15 protein-coding genes are annotated in these 18,588 nt (G+C 65.4%); 3 read left to right on the plus strand and 12 right to left on the minus strand.

Translation table 11 applies throughout. The annotated features are described in order from the left end of the window. Window positions 1–105: 105 nt before the first annotated feature. A complete protein-coding gene (locus ACCQ12_RS01595) occupies window positions 106–996 on the minus strand; it encodes a LysR family transcriptional regulator (protein ID WP_179453427.1) in 891 nt (296 codons plus the stop codon). A 383-nt stretch (window positions 997–1,379) separates the two neighbouring features. On the opposite strand from ACCQ12_RS01595, the gene ACCQ12_RS01600 reads away from it, so the two are divergent. Then, window positions 1,380–2,267 (plus strand): alpha/beta fold hydrolase, encoded by an 888-nt coding sequence (locus tag ACCQ12_RS01600; protein ID WP_123137577.1) that lies wholly within the window; start codon window positions 1,380–1,382, stop codon window positions 2,265–2,267. A gap of 208 nt (window positions 2,268–2,475) precedes the next feature. Here the strand turns inward: ACCQ12_RS01600 and ACCQ12_RS01605 are convergent, their stop codons facing one another. The 3 genes from ACCQ12_RS01605 to ACCQ12_RS01615 form a co-directional block, all read right to left on the minus strand. After that, on the minus strand, window positions 2,476–4,065 hold the full coding sequence (locus tag ACCQ12_RS01605) for a hypothetical protein (RefSeq protein ID WP_372382778.1): 1,590 nt from the start codon (window positions 4,063–4,065) through the stop codon (window positions 2,476–2,478). 366 nt (window positions 4,066–4,431) lie between these two features. Further along, the gene (gvpU, locus tag ACCQ12_RS01610) at window positions 4,432–4,890 is read right to left on the minus strand and encodes a gas vesicle accessory protein GvpU (protein ID WP_039411978.1); all 459 of its coding nucleotides are present in this window, start codon (window positions 4,888–4,890) and stop codon (window positions 4,432–4,434) included. Window positions 4,891–5,207: 317 nt separating this feature from the next. After that, window positions 5,208–5,687: a hypothetical protein gene (locus ACCQ12_RS01615; protein ID WP_372382779.1), complete on the minus strand. Its 480-nt coding sequence runs from the start codon at window positions 5,685–5,687 to the stop codon at window positions 5,208–5,210. Here ACCQ12_RS01615 and ACCQ12_RS01620 point away from each other — a divergent pair. Then, window positions 5,678–6,765 (plus strand): IS3-like element ISXcd1 family transposase gene (locus ACCQ12_RS01620; protein ID WP_372382780.1). Its coding sequence is split into 2 segments (ribosomal slippage): window positions 5,678–5,930 and window positions 5,930–6,765, totalling 1,089 coding nucleotides; the frame shifts between segments, so codons are not numbered across the junction. The two genes, ACCQ12_RS01615 and ACCQ12_RS01620, sit on opposite strands and share 10 nt — an antisense overlap. A gap of 19 nt (window positions 6,766–6,784) precedes the next feature. Here the strand turns inward: ACCQ12_RS01620 and ACCQ12_RS01625 are convergent. The 8 genes from ACCQ12_RS01625 to ACCQ12_RS01660 form a co-directional block, all read right to left on the minus strand. Further along, entirely contained in the window at window positions 6,785–7,234 is a 450-nt protein-coding gene (locus ACCQ12_RS01625) for an Imm44 family immunity protein (protein ID WP_372382781.1), read from the minus strand. A gap of 277 nt (window positions 7,235–7,511) precedes the next feature. Continuing rightward, a complete protein-coding gene (ggt, locus tag ACCQ12_RS01630; RefSeq protein WP_372382782.1) occupies window positions 7,512–9,092 on the minus strand; it encodes a gamma-glutamyltransferase in 1,581 nt (526 codons plus the stop codon). Further along, window positions 9,092–10,552 carry an AtzE family amidohydrolase gene (locus tag ACCQ12_RS01635; RefSeq protein WP_184368859.1) on the minus strand — a complete coding sequence of 487 codons (1,461 nt, stop codon included), beginning with the start codon at window positions 10,550–10,552 and terminating at the stop codon, window positions 9,092–9,094. The genes ggt and ACCQ12_RS01635 overlap by 1 nt, the downstream gene beginning before the upstream one ends. 210 nt (window positions 10,553–10,762) lie before the next feature. Continuing rightward, window positions 10,763–11,920 carry a nucleoside hydrolase gene (locus ACCQ12_RS01640; protein WP_184368862.1) on the minus strand — a complete coding sequence of 386 codons (1,158 nt, stop codon included), beginning with the start codon at window positions 11,918–11,920 and terminating at the stop codon, window positions 10,763–10,765. A 130-nt stretch (window positions 11,921–12,050) separates the two neighbouring features. Continuing rightward, window positions 12,051–13,604, minus strand: a complete 1,554-nt coding sequence (locus ACCQ12_RS01645; protein ID WP_372382783.1) for an adenosine deaminase family protein — start codon at window positions 13,602–13,604, stop codon at window positions 12,051–12,053. Between the two features lie 118 nt (window positions 13,605–13,722). Beyond that, complete coding sequence (locus tag ACCQ12_RS01650; protein WP_372382784.1) at window positions 13,723–15,036, minus strand: NCS2 family permease; 1,314 nt, start codon at window positions 15,034–15,036, stop codon at window positions 13,723–13,725. A gap of 256 nt (window positions 15,037–15,292) precedes the next feature. Next, window positions 15,293–16,252: a PDR/VanB family oxidoreductase gene (locus ACCQ12_RS01655; RefSeq protein ID WP_372382785.1), complete on the minus strand. Its 960-nt coding sequence runs from the start codon at window positions 16,250–16,252 to the stop codon at window positions 15,293–15,295. A gap of 17 nt (window positions 16,253–16,269) precedes the next feature. Continuing rightward, a complete protein-coding gene (locus ACCQ12_RS01660; protein WP_372382786.1) occupies window positions 16,270–17,322 on the minus strand; it encodes a Rieske 2Fe-2S domain-containing protein in 1,053 nt (350 codons plus the stop codon). A 126-nt stretch (window positions 17,323–17,448) separates the two neighbouring features. On the opposite strand from ACCQ12_RS01660, the gene ACCQ12_RS01665 reads away from it, so the two are divergent. Then, window positions 17,449–18,366: a LysR family transcriptional regulator gene (locus tag ACCQ12_RS01665; RefSeq protein WP_047694501.1), complete on the plus strand. Its 918-nt coding sequence runs from the start codon at window positions 17,449–17,451 to the stop codon at window positions 18,364–18,366. Window positions 18,367–18,588: the final 222 nt, after the last annotated feature.

An 18,588-nucleotide genomic window follows, 5' to 3' on the forward strand; every position in this document is an offset into this window, starting at 1 on the left:
ATCCCTCGATCGATGCCATCCGCAACCGGTGCCCGCGTGTTGCTGGGCCGTCGCTGGTGGCCGCTGCGGGCGACCGTCTTCAGGCCTGACGGCGCGGGCGCGTCATCAGGCATCGTTCGGAGGTGCCAGTTCCTGCCGCAACGCGTCCACGCAGTCGTCCACGAAGCTTCGCACCTTCGATGAGCCACGGCGTCCTTCGAGGTAGACCACATGCACCGGCTCCGGCGCGACTTCGAAGGCGTCGAGCACGCTGACCAATTGGCCGCTGCGCAGATGATCGCGGACCTGGTACGACGGCACCTGCGTGAGTCCCCAGCCCTGCACGGCGGCCTCGATGGCGCCATTGCAGCCGTTGACGCTGAGTCGCGAGTCGGCATCGACCAGGTGGGCGTGCCCGTCCACGCAAAACGGCCACGGTGCCGGGCGCTCGGCCGCGGAGATCGAGATGGTTGCATGCTGCGGCAACGCGTCCGGATGCTGAGGGATGCCATGCGCATCGAGGTACTGCGGTGATGCGCAGACCATGCGACGTACGCCGCCGACCGGGATGGCGGTCAACGACGAATCGGGCAGCGCACCGATGCGCACCGCCACGTCGATGCCTTCGTCCAGCATCGGCACAACACGGTCGAGCAGGATGGCGCGCACGCGTATCAGCGGGTACCGGGCCAGATAGCGCGTTACCACCGGCATCACATGCATGGCACCAAACAGGTGCGGCGCCGTGATCGTGAGCAGGCCGCTGGGATGCGTGTGCAGGCCGGCAGCACGGCGCTCCACCTCATCGAGCTCGGTCAGCAGGCGCCGGCAATCGTTGGCGTATTGATGTCCGGCATCGGTGAGCCGCATGTTGCGGGTGCTGCGCACCACCAGCAGCACGCCAAGGCGCTGCTCCAGCTGCGCGATGCTACGTGTCACCGTGGCGGTGGAAATCCCCAGGCGCCGCGCGACCGCGGCAAAGCTCGCCTGCTCGGCGAGGGCTGCAAACAGCGTCATTTCCTGGATGCGATCCACCGCAGACTCGGCAATTGGCGTTCACCACAGCGTAGCAGCGTCCTGGTGCCGTAGCGGTCCACCTGCAGCACCAGGGCGCCGCGTGTTGTCATCGATGCAGCATTACGAGCGCCGCAATGGTCAATTGCGCTGCCGAGGTGTTCTGCTGCTGCGCGCCGATGCCTAGCATGGCTCTCACTTCATCCGCGTTTGATTGTGCCATCGCTCGATCAGAGCCATCAGCCGCGTCCCTTGCCGACAACGCCCCGGCAGTGCCCGCGTCCACCGGGCTGCTGGTCGCATGGGCCGTGACCGCTGCCTCGGTGGGCGCTGGCATTCCAAACGTGGCAACGGCCAGACAACCACAGACAGTAAAAGGAGACATCATGTTTCATGACCACAGTACGCGTGTGAGCTACAAGACCCAGCAGGTCGGGGACGTCGAAGTGTTCTACCGCGAGGCGGGGCGCAAGGATGCGCCGGTGTTGCTGCTGTTGCACGGGTTTCCCAGTGCTAGCCACGTGTTCCGCGACCTGATGCCGCTGCTCGCACAGCACTATCGCCTGATCGCGCCGGATTTGCCCGGCTTCGGCAATACCAAGGCGCCACCGCGCGGGCAGTTCGATTACACGTTCGAGAACCTCTACAACGTCATCGAAGGGTTCACTGAAGCCTTGGCACTCGCCAGCTACAGCGTGTACGTGTTCGATTACGGCGCGCCGGTCGGCTTTCGCCTGGCTGCTGCAAACCCGCACAAGGTGAGCGCCATCATCAGCCAGAACGGCAATGCCTATGTGGAGGGCATCAGCGATCAATGGGGTGCGTGGCAGGCGTACTGGCGCGAGCCGAGCGCCGCCAATCGTCAGGCATGCCGTGCCTCCTTATCGCCGCAGGCCATTCGCGACTGGCTGTACGGCACCGGCGCCGATCCGGGCAAACTCTCTCCCGATGGCTACACGCTGGATATCGCATACATGGCACGAGAGGGTGCCGAAGAGATCCAGCTCGATCTGATCCTGGACTACCGCAGCAATGTGGCGGCCTATCCTGCCTTCCACGCGTATTTCCGTCAGCATCAGCCAGCCTTTCTGGCAGTGTGGGGCAAGCACGATCCTGCCTTCATTCCGGCCGGTGCACAGGCCTATCGCAACGACCTGCCGAACGCCGAAATCCATTTGCTGGACGCAGGCCACTTCGCGCTGGAAACGCATGCGCCGGAGATTGCGCAGTACCTCCACGATTTCCTGTCACGCACGCTCACGACATCGTCGTAACGTAGGTGCTTGCATGGGCACTGCAGGCGTGGCGACAGCGCTGGTGCTGGCCAGCCTTGTGCGGATCTGCCGATGCAGTGCGGCATGTGCAACGGCACTGACATCAACGCGGGTGGGAGTGATCTTTGCCGGCAGATGCTGCCCGGCCCGGCGCGCTCCGGCCCCGCGTGGTGCGTGATGCGCTTGCGGCCCTATTTCCGCAAGCGCATCACGCAAACATGCCACGCACCACGTCGGCGTTGCTTTGCCCATCGGGGTTGCCCACCGTGCTGTCGGAGGCCAGGTTCCAGCAACTCAGATGCGCCAGCGCGTTGACCAGGGGATAGGACAGATGCAGCTGGGTGACCGTGCCATAGAGGGGGAAATCGTCCACGCTTTGCAGATCCAGCTCGATCTGGGTTTCATCCGGCAATTGTTTCCACCATGCACGCACCCGATCGTTGTACACCCACAGTATCTCGACCGACTGCTGCGCAGGCACGTTGAACCAGTCGTTCTCCAGCACGCGCAAGCGCTGCCGCACCAGTAACGCGCCGCCGGATTTTTTGGCTGCCAGCAGGCCCTGCTTCAATGCATCGAATGCGGTGGTATCGAACACCTGGTTGTGCCGGAACATGCCGTTGGCGTCCTCGCACAATTGCTCGTTGGCATACGCCGGGTAGCTGCGGGTTTTCTCGCAGAACGGCTGCAGCCCGAACAGCGGCGGCAGGTCGTCGGCAACCACGGTTTCGCCCGATTCCGGATCGATGTTCACCCCTTGGTCCGAGTTGACAAACACCAGCAGGCGCGTGAAGCCACGTGCGAGCAGCGGCATGATGCCCAGGTTTTCCAGGTTGCCGCCGTCGGCGAAGCGGTAACTCTCCGTCGATTGATCACGATCACCGACGGGCCAGTACGGGTAACGCGGCACCAGCCCATTGATCTCGGGAAACCTCTCTTCGAAGTCTTCGGCCGGCGCCATGCTGCTGCACCCGGCGATGTCGTTGAGGCTGAAGGCACGCTGGGGCACGCGGGCGGTGACCATGCCGGCACCGTGGTCGGCGGTGTAGTCGCTGCCCATCGCAAACGACTCGATGAGACCACCACCAATGACACCGAGTTGGTCAGGCTGGTCGAAGAACCCGCGGATACCGAGAAACCAGTTGGCTTCGAACGGCAGCAGATCCGCGCTCACGCCATCGTTGATGAAGACGGCGGTGTTGAAGATCGGTAGCGGCCGCCCGTCTCGCAAGGTGTAGAAGTCGTCTGCGGTCAACTGGGGATTGCGCTGCAGCGGGCCTTGCGCCAGGTACGTCGCCGTGCCGGTGAAATAATGCGGATCGATGCCGGTGGCATCGGGCTTCCACAAACCGTAGTCCTTCAGCACCAGCTTGCCGATGACCGCTTGCCACATATCCGATGGGGCGTAGCGTTTGCTCAGCCGGTACTCGGCCAGTTCATTGAGGATCGGCAGCGTGCCAAGCCGATACGGCACCTGGCCGAGATTGTTTGGCGCCATCTGCGCCAGCACGTCCAAGCCGAGTTGCGAAGGATCCAGCACCACCGGGCCCAGGAATTCATCGTCGCTGATGCCCTTCGGCAGGTAGCTGTACAACACATTGGCCCAGGTCCCGCCGGAGACCGATGAAATCGCGCTGACCTTGTCGAGCAGCCCCAGGTAGCGCAGCCCCCGTAGCTGCCCCAGCGCACACGACAGGGCACGGCTGCCGCCACCGGAAAGGCAGATGCCGACGCCAGTTGCCGATGCCGGGGCCGGTGGCGTCTCCAGTACATCGATTGCCACGGTGAATGTCGCCACGGTGTCCCTTCCCCTTTGCACGTAGCCGTTGACGGCGCAGTCGCAAGCCTAGCGCTCAAGGTTCGTTTGCCACGCGACGTTGCGCACAAATTGCGGCGATTTTGCTCGCTCACAAAGATCAGCAGTGCGTCCGGGGATGCACAGAGATGGTCATCGCGCGTCGCACTTCACTCTGTCGGTCGGACTCAACCTGCCGCCATGCCTGCGACGCAAGACATGGCGGAAGGTCGCAACGCCGCACCGGCCACGTAGTGACGATGACTTCGGCGCATGGACGCATCCTGGACAGGGCGCTGCGACGGCGCAGCCCGGCGATCCTGCAAGCCCAGGGCGAGCGACGCATCATGGCGCCAGCGTCAGCCAGCGCTAATCCGCAGAAAGCGATCCCAGGGTGAAGCCGGACACAGCGTTGACCTTGCCACGCCAGAGTACGCCACGGTTGCTCGGCAGCGGCTGGCCGGCGGGTGAAAAGCAGCGCGCATCGATCAGGTGGATGAACTGCGGCGGTGCGCTGCTTTGCTGCGCATCGTCCTCGCTGTCGTAGATGCTGGCGTGGCTGGCAAACGCGCGGCGGATCTCCTCCCTTTCTTCGGCATCGCCGGGGTAGGCGGCAGAAAATTCCTGCGCAAATGCCTCGAAATACTGCTTCCCGCTGACCAGCTGGCCGGACACGATGATGCCATCGACAAACAGCGTAATGCCGAACTGCGCATCCGAGGAGTTGGCAATACCGACCAGCTTCTGCAGATACCAGTCCACGCTCTGGCCGTCGAACGCCAGCTTGACGTCTTCCAGGCTGGGTTGATGTTGCTCTTGGTCTGTCATACAGCTCTCCTTGGTAAAAGATGTAACCGGTGTGTACACATTAAGTGCGGCGAAGAGCCTGCTCATCGCTGCGCATGCCCAAGAAAGCCAGTGCGTCCTATCCAGTGATGGGCATGGTTGAGTCCGCCACCGTCGCCTTGGAGAGCATGCGCAGAGTCTATGACAAGTTCACCTGGCCGGGCTGCCTTGGCACTTACTATTGTTCCAGGGCGCTAGCTTGTACTGCTGGGTAAGTTCTCTCTTGCGCGCGCAAGCGGCATGCGCATTGCAATTTCAGAAGCAGCAGGTCGTCTTTGATTATTCCGAAGCAATCTTGATCAGTGGTCGCAACTGAATTCGCCAGTGATGGTCTTGCCTGCGGTCCACATGGAAGTCTTTTTGCCAACTCCCTTGAGAGTAAAGGATGGCAGCAGCTGTGGATTACCGGGGTTGCGATAAATTAGGTTGATTGTCCTGGTCTTTTCCTCGAACTCAATGACGTGGTAGGAACCGCTCGGCAAGCTTTTCGCGCCATCCGATCCGGGTGGGTGAACCAGAATTTGCTGGATTTTTCCGTAGCCAAGAAACTCAAGGTCATTGGCTGGATTTCCGCTTTGGCTAGTGAACGTGCACATGGTGCTGCTGGCAGTAGCAGGCGCCGCGATCAAAACGAACAGGGTTGAAATTGCACAGGTAGCTCTCATGAGTCTTGTGTCTTGATCAGTTAGCCGAATGAAGTGGTAATCCCCCCACAGGTTAGCTGACGCCAGAAGTGGAATTTTCTCGTACCCTTTTCCGAGGAGGTTCCATGAAGACATCCCGCTTCACCGACAGCCAGATCATTGCCGTCCTCAAGCAGGCCGAGGCCGGCACGCCCGTGCCGGAGTTGTGCCGGGAACACGGCATCAGCTCGGCGACGTTCTACAAGTGGCGCAGCAAGTTCGGCGGCATGGACGCATCGCTGATGTCCCAGCTCAGGGAGCTGCAGGACGAGAACCGGCGCCTGAAGAAGATGTACGCCGATGCCCAGCTCAGCGCCGACCTGCTGAAGGAGACGATGGCAAAAAAATGGTGAGGCCATCTCAACGCCGGGAGATGGCCCGATGGGCCGTAGATGGTGGCCACACGAACATCCGGCATGCCTGCCGGACCTTTGCGGTGAGCGAGACCTGCTTTCGCTATCAAGCCAAGGCCAGCGAGGAGAACGCCCGGATTGCCGATTGGCTGGTGCGGTTGACCACAACCTATCGTGATTGGGGGTTCGGCCTGTGCTTTCTGCACCTGCGCAACGTGAAGGGCTTTGGCTGGAATCACAAGCGGGTGTACCGCATCTATCGGGAGCTGGAGTTGAACCTGCGGATCAAGCCGAAGAAGCGGCTGGTGCGCGAGCGGCCAGAGCCGTTGGCGGTGCCGGAGACGATCAACCAGGTCTGGTCGATGGATTTCATGCACGACCAGCTGGCCGACGGCCGCAGCTTCCGGTTGTTCAATGTGCTCGATGACTTCAACCGTGAGGGTCTGGGCATCGAGGTCGACTTATCGCTGCCATCGGCCCGGGTGATCCGCTCGTTGGAACAGATCATTGACTGGCGCGGCAAGCCAAACGCCATTCGCTGCGACAACGGCCCGGAGTACATCAGCGGCGCGCTGCTAGCTTGGGCACAGCAGCGCGGGATTCAGATCGAGCACATCCAGCCAGGCAAGCCGCAGCAGAATGCCTATGTCGAACGTTACAACCGCACCGTCCGCTACGCCTGGCTGGCCACAACGTTGTTCGACACCATCGAGCAGGTTCAGGACAAGGCCACGCGCTGGCTATGGACGTACAACCATGAGCGCCCCAACATGGCGCTCGGCGGTATCACGCCAGCAATGAAATTGGCGATGGCCGCCTAGCTCCACTTTTGGCGAACGCTCAAAGCGGGGGGATTACCAAGTGTTTTGGGTTAGATGAGGTCGATTCGTCTCGAGGGCCGGTGCAATGCTTTACGGAAAGCGCGCTCATACTCTCGAGTAGGACGGCATAAAGACGCCTAAAATCGAAGTCCTTGGGTTTTCGTTTGGCAAGCGCGATGCGTGAGACAGCATCCAGGAGTGTCTGTTTGAAAAGTTCCAGTTGCAACGCGGCGGTCAGATGTTTGAAGTCATTCCAGTCCAGTTGGCCGACAGTGATGAGTGACTTGCGCTTGGGTCTGTAACTCATGTAACCCTTGGTTGCTTCAAAATTGAATCCTTCCGCAACATCCGTTAGCTCAAAGCCAAAATAGAACGTATCGACAGACACGCCAAAACTCTCTTCTGCCAGAGAATCTTTGATGTGGGATTCAATATTGTCGAGTTGCAGCCACCAAGCGCCCTTGGACATATCGAAAGTCCATCTAGAATCATCGGCACACTTGACCGTCCAGCTTGTCGAAATGAGCAGGCTGAATTTCACAGCAGCCTGGAAGCCGCGTCGCAATAGGCCACAATGTGATGGGTGGCCATCCCCTTTGTGTACAGGGGTCTCTGCTGTTTAGTGTCTATGCCCAATGGTGCGTCCGTCGGCGAAACGTGGGTCTCATGGTGTAGCGCTTCCCTGACTAACTAGCGTGACGCTAGCATGAAGTTGCTGCAGGAAGTTTGTTCAAAGTACCCAACTATCACCAGCCAGCCACCGCACCATCCGAGCGCGGATCACTTGCCCCACTGAGTACGCCATCGACCTCGCGCACCAGCGCGCCGGCATGTCCCATGACCGAGGTATAGGCGGGCAACAGCTCCACCGCATGCCCGGCGTTGCGGAGTGCTTGCACCACTGCCGGATCGAAGCGGTCTTCCAGCTTCAGCGAGGTGCTGGCTTCGCCCCAGGTGCGGCCGAGCAGCCAGCGCGGTGCGGTGATCGCCTGTTGCAGCGGCATGCCGTAGCGGGCGTAGCGCGAGAACACGGCGGCCTGTGTTTGTGGCTGGCCTTCGCCGCCCATGGTGCCGTAGGCCATGACGCGGCCGTCGTCGAAGGTGGCCAGTGCGGGATTGAGGGTGTGGAAGGGTTTGCGGCCGGGGGCCAGGGCGTTCCAGCCGCCCGGTGCCAGACGGAAGCTGCAGCCGCGGTTTTGCCAGGTGATGCCGGTGCGCGGCAGTACCAGGCCGGAGCCGAATTCGAAATAGGTGGACTGGATGCAGCTGACCGCGCGGCCGTACGCGTCGATGGCGCCGAACCACACGGTGTCGCCGGCTTGCGAGGGGTGCGGCCAGGGCAGGGCATGGCGCATGTCGATGCGTGCGGCCAGCGCATCGAGGGCGGCGGCATCGTCCAGCAGCGCCTGTGGGTCGAGCGACATCCAGGCGGGGTCGCCGACATGCGCATCGCGGATCAGGAAGGCCTGTTTGGTGGCTTCGATCAGGCCGTGCAGATGCGCGTAGCTGTCGGGGTGTTCGGCATGCAGGCGATCGAACAAGGCCAGGATCAGCAGCGAGGCCAGGCCTTGCGTGGGCGGTGCGTGGTTGTAGAGGCGCGCGCCGTGGATGGCGACGGAGAGCGGCACGCTGGCGTCGGCGGTGTGTGCGGCCAGGTCGTCTGCATGCAGCGGGCTGCCGAGCGCCTGCAGGTCGGCGGCGATCTCTGCCGCGAGCGCACCGCGGTAAAAACTGTCCAGGCCGTCATTGGCCAACCGCTGCAAGGTGCGGGCGAGCTGCGGTTGCTGCAGCAGCGCGCCTTCGCGCAGGGGCGCGCCGTGCGGTTCGAAGATGCTGGCGTAGGCACCGGGTTGCACACGCAGTTCGGCGCTCTTGCCGGCAGCGATCTGGGCACCGCCCAAGGTGACCGGTACGCCGTCGCTGGCGTGGTGGATGGCCTCCTGCAACAGGCGTTGCAGCGGCAAGCTGCCGCCCGCGTGGTGCAGGGCCAGCGCCCAGCCGGAGACGGTGCCGGCCACGGTATTGGCTGCGCCGGGGCCGCGCCACGGGATGCTGCTGTGGCCCCGGTAGAAATCCAGCGTTGCCGCCTGTGCCGCGCGGCCGCAGGCGTCGATGGCGTGCACGCGGCCATCGGGCTCGTGGATAAGCCAGAAGCCATCGCCGCCGATGCCGGTCATGTGCGGGTACACCACCGCCAGACAGGCGGCGGTGGCCACGGCGGCTTCGATGGCATTGCCGCCGTTGCGCAACACATCGCGCCCGGCCTGCGCTGCGAGGTGGTGCGGGGCCACCACCATGCCGCGGCGCGCGCGCAGGGTATGCAGCATCAGCGTGTCTCCGGCGGCGGGCTGAAGGCGAGCAGGCCATCGCGTTCAAGCTGCGCGGCGAGCGCGAACAGGCGGTCTTCGCGGCCGGGCGCGGCAATCAGCTGCACGCCCAGCGGCAGCCGCCCAGGACGTGGCAACGGTGCGGCCAGCACCGGGCAGGCGGCCAGCCCCAGCGGTTGGGTGAAGATGCCTAGATTGGCGCGTGCCGATACCGGCAGGCCGTCGATCTGGATGGTGTCCTGGTCGATACGCGGTGCCACGCACGGCGTGGTCGGCGCGATGAGCACATCCACATCGTCCCATAGCGCGTGCATGGCGCCGGCAAACCAGCGGGCGAAGTGGTGCGCGTCTGCCACGGCGCTGGCGGGCAGCTGCAGGCCGGCCAGCAGGCGATCGCGCGTGGCGGAGTCGAATTGCGCGGCGTGCGTGGCCAGTGCGCTGCGGTGCCGGTGTCCGCCTTCGGCAGCGGTGAGGACGAAGGCGGCTGCGCGTGCGCGCTCGGCCTCCGGCAGTTCGATCGAGGCACTGCTGTTGCAGGCGGCCAGCACTGCTGCCAGCCCGGCATCGAGGTCTGGATCAAGATTGCGTTGAAACCAGCCGCCCAGGCGTGCGATGCGCAGCTTGCCGGTAGTGGCCGAGGGCAGCGCATGCCCGCGCATCACCTCATAAACAACGCGCAGATCGGCCACCGAGGTTGCGAACGGGCCGACCACATCCAATGCATCCACAAACGGAAACACGCCATCCAGGGGCAGCGCGCCATGCGTCGGGCGCAGGCCGTAGACACCGCAGAGCGCGGCCGGCACGCGGATGGAGCCATTGGTGTCCGAGCCGAGCGCGAACGGCACCAGCCCGGCGGCCACTGCCGCGGCCGAGCCGCCCGATGAGCCGCCGGCCAGATGCTGGTGGTCATGCGGGTTGGCAGTGGTGCCGTAGTGCGCGTTGACGGTGGCAAAGCCGTAGGCGAATTCGTCCATGTTGGCCGTACCGATCAGCACCGCGCCGGCATCGCTGAGCCGCTGCACAACCGTTGCATCGCGCGCAGCAGGCGGGTAGTGCGCGCGAACCGCAGCACCGGCGGTGGTGACCTGCCCGGCGACGTCGAACAGATCCTTGACCACGAACGGCACGCCAGCCAATGCGCCGCCGTCGCTGCCCCCGGCCAGTGCGGCCTGCACGCGCGTGGCATCGGCGGCGGCGCGCGCCGGCAGCAGGCGGGTGATCGCGCACAGGCAGTCGTTGACCTGGTTGATGCGCGTCAGCGTCTGCGTTGCCAGCCGCGCGGCCAGCGTGGGCTGGCTGCGTGTGCTGCTGACGATGGAGGCGATCTGGCCGCGTGGGCCGCTGCCATCACGCGCCGCAGTAGCGGGCGCGTTGAAGGTGGCCAGCAGCTGCGCATGGCCGCGCAGCACTTCGGTATTGCGATCGACGCCGGCCTGCCACTGCGCTGGGAGTTGCATGGGTCACCTTTGGTTGCTGGAGTGGTGCGGGTGCTGGTCTGGCCCCACTCCCGCCGGGGCGAGAAGGCGCGACCTGCGCGCCACTGGCGCGCGTGCATTGGAGCGCCCGCGTCGCAAACGCGGGCTGGGGCGCGGAGCGGGCATTGCGGTGAGGGTGCCCCGGGAGGTGGAGGTGTGTCGGCTGCTCATTGAGCTGGCTCGTTTTCGTACTCAAGTGGCCTCCCGTTTACCGGCTGGCGTGCCCTCATCCGCCCTTCGGGCAGCTTCTCCCGGTGGGAGAAGGGGGAGCGGCAATCCGACTGCTGGCGGCTGCGGCGCAGTGAGGCGGTCGACCAACAACTGCTCGAATGCCTGCACATCCACCGCATGCACCACGCGTTGCGCCTGCTCGCCCAGGCCCGGCTGGTAGCCCGGTGCCCACGACAGGATGTCGCCATATCCGGCATCGAAGGCGGTGTTGGTGTCGACATACAGCGTCTCCACCTGCGTGGCCAACGCCGGCTGCAACCACACTGCCGTGGCCAGTTCATCCCACATCGGAAAGCCAGGCTCGCGCCGGCGCAACGCATGCCCAATGGTGGTGTCGGCCGCGCTCATGCGCGCCAGCAACTCAGGCGTCAGCTCGGTGGCGGTGGAGGGGTCGACCGGCACCATGGTGATCTGGCGCCACGGTGCGCGCATGACGATGCTGGCGGCCTCCGGGTCCCAGCGGATATTGAATTCACGGCGGGGCGAGTTGACGAATTCGCGAGCGAACTGCCGTGCACTGACACTGTTGCGCTGCTGCCGCGGATTGAGGCTGCCGCCCATGTACACCAGCTCGCGCGCGAGCGTGGCAAACGCCGGGTCCAGCGATTGGGCAAGCGCCAGATTGGTCAACGGGCCGGTGGCAATGATGCTCACCTCGCCCGGGTACTGGCGCACCATGCGCAGCATGAACAACGCGGCCGGCTCGTCGCTGGGGCGCACCACGCCGGGATTGCCCAGCGGCAGGTCCGGCACCACGTCGTGCGCGTGATAGCGCGGTGCACTTTGCACGGTGTCGCCCTCCACCCAGTGCTTGGTCCACGCACCTTTCCACACCAGCTTGCCGTACAGCGCTTCCCAGCGTTCGGTGGCCGCTTCGCTGTTGAGCAGCGGATGCACCGGGCCGGGCAGCACCGGAATCTGCGGGTGGCCGGCCAGTTCCAGCAGCCGGCAGGTGTGCGCCAGCACTTCGTCGCGCCAGATATTGCCGCTTACGGCGCTGATGCCCAGCACCTCGACCTCGGGCGATTGCAACAGCAGCAGCTGCGCAGGCGTGAAGCCGTCGATATCGTCTTCGAGAATGACGCGGCGTTTGGATGGGGCGGTGTGTGGGGAAGTCATTGCGCGTTGGTCGTGTGGGTTGAGTGCATTGCAGCGGAGAGGGAGCGGGAAGTCGTCTGTGTAGGAGCGCGCTTGCGCGCGGATGGCGTTGCCGGTAACGCTTCATCGCGCACGAGCGCGCTCCTACCTGTCATGTGCCAGCGTGTTGTTGCCCCAACAGCATGCGTTCGTACTGTGCCAGGTCGGCGTCCAGCTGCCATTGCAGCCGTGCCTTCTCGCTGCCCTGGCGAAATGCCTGGCACGCGGCGTCGTCGGTTTCGCTCTGCAAGGCAGTGGCGCAGGCCGGCGCAGCTGCACCATCCGCATTCCACAGGCTGGCGCCGGGCAGGAAGCTGTAGGTCAGGCCATTGCGTGCCAGCTGCTTGAGCGTTGGGTAGTCGATGCCTTGCTCCTGCATGGCGCGTTGATATTCATGGGTCATGTCTGCGCGCGAGACGCCGGCATCGTCGGTGGACAGCACCACCGGGACGCCGGCGCGCAGATACATCGACAACGGGTGCGCGGCGCCCTTGATGCCAAGAATCACATCGTTGCTGGTGAGATTGATCTCTACCGCCACCTGCTTGCTGCGCATCTGTTGCAGCAGCGCCTGGGCATCGTCTTCGTAGGGCAGGTCCACGCCGTGCCCGATCCGGCGCGCGCCAACATCCACCGCCTGGCGGATGTGCGTGCGCAAGTGCGCAGGCGGCACCAGCCCCAGCGTCAGTTCACCGGCATGCAGGGACAGCGGCACGCCTGGGTAGCGCGCGGCAAAGAAACGGAACATCGCCATATGCCGGGCGTAATCGGCCACTGCCACCGGGTTGTCTTCGGGGGCGACGATGTTCACTGCAACCGCGCGACTGCCACCGGCGGTGATCAGCGCATGGGCCAGTGCCATCTGTCCGAACACCATCGGCTGCGGCAGCACGCGCAACACATACGGCACATAGCGGTAGGCGACCCTGCAGCCGGGACGGGCATCGGCCTGGTCGCAGCGCAGCACGCGGCGGACCTGCGTGTCGGTGGCGGCCAGCTCGCGTTGCGCGGCCTGCACCAGTGCCGGCAAGGCATCCTGCAGGGCGCGCAGGTTCGCGGCATCGTCATCGCCGTTCCAGGGTAGCGCCTGCATGCGCTTGGCGGCCTGGTCCATCTGCGGCGGGTTGGCGATGATCTCCACGTACGGCACACGGTCGCGGGCAGCCTGGTCGAGCACCGCAGCTACGGTGTCGGCCATGTGCGCGCGCACCACCGCGTCGAACTTGCCAAAGGTGCCGAAGAACTGGCCATGCCCGGTGGGTTGCGCGGGGCTGGGGACGAACTTGCGCATCGACAGCGCATCGACCACCCGCCCGTACAACGCGGCATCGCGTGCGGCCAGGCCGCTGGCCGGCTGCTGCCCCTTGCCGCACGGCGGTGCCCGCAGGCTCAGGTCGTCCAGCTGCACGCAGGCACCATCGTCACTGGCCCATTGCAGATAGTCCTCGGCATAGACAGAGCCGGACAAATGATTGTGCAGGTCGCCGCCCTTGGGCATGGCCTGCAACAAGGCGCGCAGCTGCGCAGGTTGCGAGGCAGCGGCCTGGAACAGCTGTGCCACCTGCGTCTGGCGTTGTTGCGCCGGTGTTTGCGCGGGGCGTGCGAGCGCTACGCTCGGCAGCACCACGCATAACGACAGGAGTAGATAACGAAGAAGACGGGGCATGCGGTGGGCTCTGAGAAAAAGGGGGCGGCGCCGTGGCGCTGCAGTGCGTGATGCCACATGCCGCGCTGCATCTCGCGTGGCCAGAAAAAATGGCGGCATACGCGGCGCGGCAGCGGCCTCATTCCAGCGCATGGCGCAGTACGAACAGGCCGGCGATGGCCCAGGTGGCCGGATGCACGGCGCGCCAGCGGCCGCTTCCGAGCTTGAGCACCGCATAGGTGATGAACCCAAGGGCCAGGCCGGTGGCGATGGAGTAGGTGAGCGGCATGGCGAGCATGCAGATGGCCGCCGGCAGGGCTTCGCTGACATCGTCCCACGGGATCTGCGTGCATTCGCGCAGCATCACTGAAGCCAGATAGATCAGCGCCGGCGCGGTGGCGTAGGCCGGCACCATGGCGGCCAGTGGCGAGAACAGCAACGCGAGCAGAAACAACGCCGCCACCACCAGTGCGGTCAGGCCGGTGCGCCCGCCCACCTGCACGCCGGCAGCGCTTTCCACGTAGGCGGTGGTGCTGGAGGTGCCGAGCAGCGAGCCGGCCAGGATGGCGGTGCTGTCGGCCAGCAGGGCGCGGTCGAACTGGCGGCGTTGGGCCTCGGTACGCAGCAGGCCGGCGCGCTGCGCCACGCCCATCAAGGTGCCGGTGGCATCGAACATTTCCACCAGCACGAACACCAGCACCACATGCAGCACGGCGGTGAGCGCGCCGCTGCCACCATGGCCGTGCAGCGCGCCGGCGATATCCAGCTGCAGCAAGGTCGGCGCCAGGCTGGGCGGCAGCGACAGCACGCCCTGGTAGTGCACCAGGCCCAGCGCCAGTGCCGCGGCGGTGACCGCCAGGATGCCGAGCAGCATCGCACCCCGCACACGGCGGACGTCCAGCACCCCGATCAGCAGCAGCCCTGTCAGCGCCAGCAGCGGCTCGGGCCGGTGCAGGTCGCCCAGGGTCACCAGCGTCTGCGGATGCGCCACCACCAGCCCGGCCTTCTGCAGCCCGATCAATGCCAGAAACAGGCCGATGCCGGCAGCGATCGCGCTGCGCAGGGTCGACGGGATGCCATCCACCAGCCAGCGCCGCGCGCCAGTGACGGTGAGCAGCAGGAACACGCAGCCTGAGACAAACACCAGCCCCAGCGTCTGTTGCCAGCTGTAGCCCAGCGTGCCCACCACGGTGAAGGCGAAGAACGCATTCAAGCCCATGCCCGGCGCCATGCCGATGGGGTAATTGGCCAGCACGCCCATCAGTAGCGAGCCCAGTGCAGCGGCCAGGCAGGTCGCCACGAACACCGCGCCGTGGTCCATGCCGGTGGTGGCCAGGATGTCGGGGTTGACGAAGACGATGTAGGCCATCGTCAGGAACGTGGTGGCACCGGCCAGCATTTCCGTGCGCGGGGTGCTGGCATTGGCAGCAAGGGCGAATCCGGGCCAGCGCATCAGCGTGCGCCCTCGGCAGGCCACAGGGTGACGAACGAACAGGCAACCATCAGCAGACTCTCTTCGATGCAGGGACAACCCGCGCAGGCACACCGCGCGGGCCGCTCATCTTGCACTGCGCGTGCCGGTTTGCCACCTTGCGTGGTCGGTAGCGTAGCCGGGCCTGGCCATGCCGCCAGACATCTGCGGCAGCCAATCGCGCTTGCGCTGCCGGTCGACCTGCAGGGCGGTCCTGGCCCGCAGGCCGGTCACGCACTCACAGATCCAGCACCAGGCGCGGCGAGCGGCTGCGCGAGCAGCACAGGGTGATCTGCGCATTGCTGGCGCGTTCGCTGTCGCTGAGCACGCTGTCGCGGTGATCCGGCGTGCCGGCGACCACGCCGGTCAGGCAGGCGCCGCACATTCCCTGCTCGCACGACAACGGCACCTCGATGCCGGCATTCAGCAGCGCGCTGGCAATGCTGCAATCGGCCGGCACCTGTACCACACGGCCGCTGGCAGCCAGCTCCACTTCGAAGGCGTGATCGGCATCGTGTGCACGCCCCGGGTCGGCGGCGGCAAAGTGCTCGCGGTGCACCTGCGCCGCGCGCCAGCCATGGGTCTTTGCAAGCTGCGTGAAGTGGTCCATGAACGCCGCCGGCCCGCACAGATACAGTTGGTCGTGTGCGCGCGCCTGTCCGAGTTCCTCGGGCACATGCACGCGCGGGCTTTGCCCGCCATCGCTCAGGTGCATCTGCACCTGGCCGTGCAGAAAGCCTTGCTGCAGGCGCTGCGAAAACGCCACATCGGTATGCCGGCGCACGTAGTAATGCAGCACGAAGGGCTCGCCGCGCGCTTCCAGCGCTTCGGCCATCGACAGCAGCGGGGTGATGCCGATGCCGGCGGCCAGCAGCACGTGCCGTTCGCCCGCATGCAGCGGGAACAGGTTGCGCGGGCTGGAAATCTGCAGGCGGTCGCCGGTGCTGAGCTGCTCGCACAGGTGCCGTGAGCCGCCGCGCGAGGCGTCGGCCAACTTGACGCACAACAGGTAGTGATCGCGCACATGCGGTGCGCTGGCGATCGAATACTGGCGGATCATGCCGTCCGGCAGATGCAGGTCTACATGCGCGCCGGCCTCGAAGGCGGGCAGTTCGGCATCGATCGGCTCCAATCGGATCGCACGCTGGCGATGGCCCTGGTCGATGACCGCGGCAACGCGCACTTCATGCAGGCTCATGGCGTGCTCCTTGGCGGTCAACGCAGGAAGAAGTCGCTGTAGCCCTGGCCGCGCAGGCCACGGCGATAGGCGATGGAACTGCGGTCGGCCGGGATGTGCACTTCCAGCAGCGGGTCCAGCGGCAGGTATTCCGGCCGCTGCGCTTCCACCATGGCGCGGTCTTCTTCGAATACGCGCAGGTTGAACGCATGCACGTCCTCCACCGGCAGATGGGTGTCAAAGTTGCGCGCGATCGGCACCAGCAGGCGGGTCTTGTGCTTGGACACCGGGCTGGCCGCGTTCATGATCACCAGCCGTTTGCCCGGCACCGGAAAATGGATGGTGAGCGTGGCAGTGAATGGCAGATGCACTTCGAAGTGCCGCAGCCACTGGAAGTCGGGGTCCACGTCCGGCAGCGGCATGTCAACCGAATAATTGGCCACGTTGCTGAGGTAATCGGCATTGAAGCCGGTCGGTGTTTCGGTGGTGGTGTAGGCCGGCACTTCGCGCTTGTCCGGCTGGGCGAAGGTGGCGGTGTGCACGAAGGCGAAATGCGCCACGTCGATGAAGCCTTCCAGCTGGCGTGCGGCGCTGCCGCCGATGTCGAAGGCCGGGCACACGATCTGCTGGAAGCCGTCTTCGTCCCAGCCCGGCATCGGCGGAATCTGTATTTCCGCATCGCTCACTCCGGCCGGTTTGGACAGGCACACCCAGATCAGCCCGTAGCGCTCGGCCACCGCGTAGGTGTGCAGGCGCATCTTGGCCGGGATGTTCTGGCTGGGGCTGGCCGGGATGTGGTTGCAGCGCCCACCGCTGCCGAAGCGCAGCCCGTGATAGGCGCACACCACACCGCCGCCATCGGCCGTGCCCATGCTCAGCGGCACGCCGCGGTGCGGACAGACATCGCGCGCGGCCACCAATTCTTCGCCCAGCCGGTACAGCACCAGCGGCTCGTCCAGCAGGGTGGCCTTGAACGGTGCTTCGCTCACCTCGCTGCTCAGCGCCACCGCATGCCAGTGCTGGGCCAGGCGCTGCCAGTCGGCGGCCTCGAAGGTGCAGTGCAGCGGCAGGGCGGGGACGGCGACATCCATGGGGCGGTCTCTGGCATGAGGCGGGAGCGGTGCCGGATTGACTCTAGGAAGCCGGGGGTGTGTGATCAAACATCGTTTTTCCGCCAAGCCATTGCAAAAAATGCAACGCCAACCGAGCCATGCCGCATGCTGACCTTCTCCCGCTTCACCCGTTACTTCATCGAAGTGGCCCGCTGCGGCAGCATCCGCAAGGCCTCCGAGGTGCTGCACGTGTCGGCCTCGGCGATCGACCGGCAGATCCTCAAGGCCGAGGAAGAGCTGGGCGCGCAGTTGTTCGAGCGCCTGCCGGGCCGGCTGCGGCTCACGGCTGCCGGCGAGCTGTTGCTGGTGGACGTGCGCGGCTGGGAGAAGGCCTACGCCCGTACCCTGGAACGCTTCGACGAGCTCAAGGGGCTGCGCCGCGGGCATGTGGAGATCGCCATGATCGATGCGCTCAGCGAAGGCGTGGTGCCGGCGGCAGTGGCCGCGCTGGTGCAGGAGTACCCCGGCATCACCTTCAACCTGTCCACCGCGCGCAACCAGCGGGTGATGGAAATGGTGACCTCGGCCGATGTGGACATCGGCCTGCTGCTGGACCCGGTGAGCAGCGTGGACCTGGAAGTGCGCGCGTTTGCTGATATCCCGCTCGGCATTGCGATGCCGGTTGGCCACCCCTTGAGCACCCGCAGCGAGTTGCAGCTCAGCGAGACGCTGGAACATCGCCTGCTGCTGCCGGCCGCCCCGCTGATCGTCGGCGAGCATGCCAAGGTGCTGTACCAGCGCCAGCATATCGACGTGAAGCGGCTCACCCATTGCAACGACGTGCGCACCCTGCGCGGCCTGGTGCGCGCCGGTGCCGGCGTGGGCCTGATGTCGTGGCTGGATGCCGCACCCGACGTGGCCGATGGGCGACTGGCCTTCGTGCCGTTCCGCCAGCACCTGACCAAACCGATGACGCTGGCGCTGTGCGTGGCCCCGCAACGGCAGCTCTCGCGCTCGGCGCAGCTGGCGATCCAGGCGCTGGCGGCAAAGATCGATGCGATGGCAGTGCCTGCGATGGGGTGAGTGCGTTGCGCAAGCGGCCCTCACCCCTGCCCCTCTCCCGCAGGCGGGAGAGGGGAAAGGCCGTGCGTTCGTGCGGCGAGGCGGTGGCTGTGGCGGGTGAGTGTGTTGCGCACGCGGCCCTCACCCCTGCCCCTCTCCCGCAGGCGGGAGAGGGGAAAGGCCGTGCGTTCGTGCGGCCGAGGCGGTGCCGGTGATGGTGTGAGTGTGTTGCGCACGCGGCCC

It is taken from the genome of Xanthomonas sp. NCPPB 1068, from assembly GCF_041479385.2.
In the GTDB taxonomy this organism is placed as follows: Bacteria; Pseudomonadota; Gammaproteobacteria; order Xanthomonadales; family Xanthomonadaceae; genus Xanthomonas; species Xanthomonas cannabis.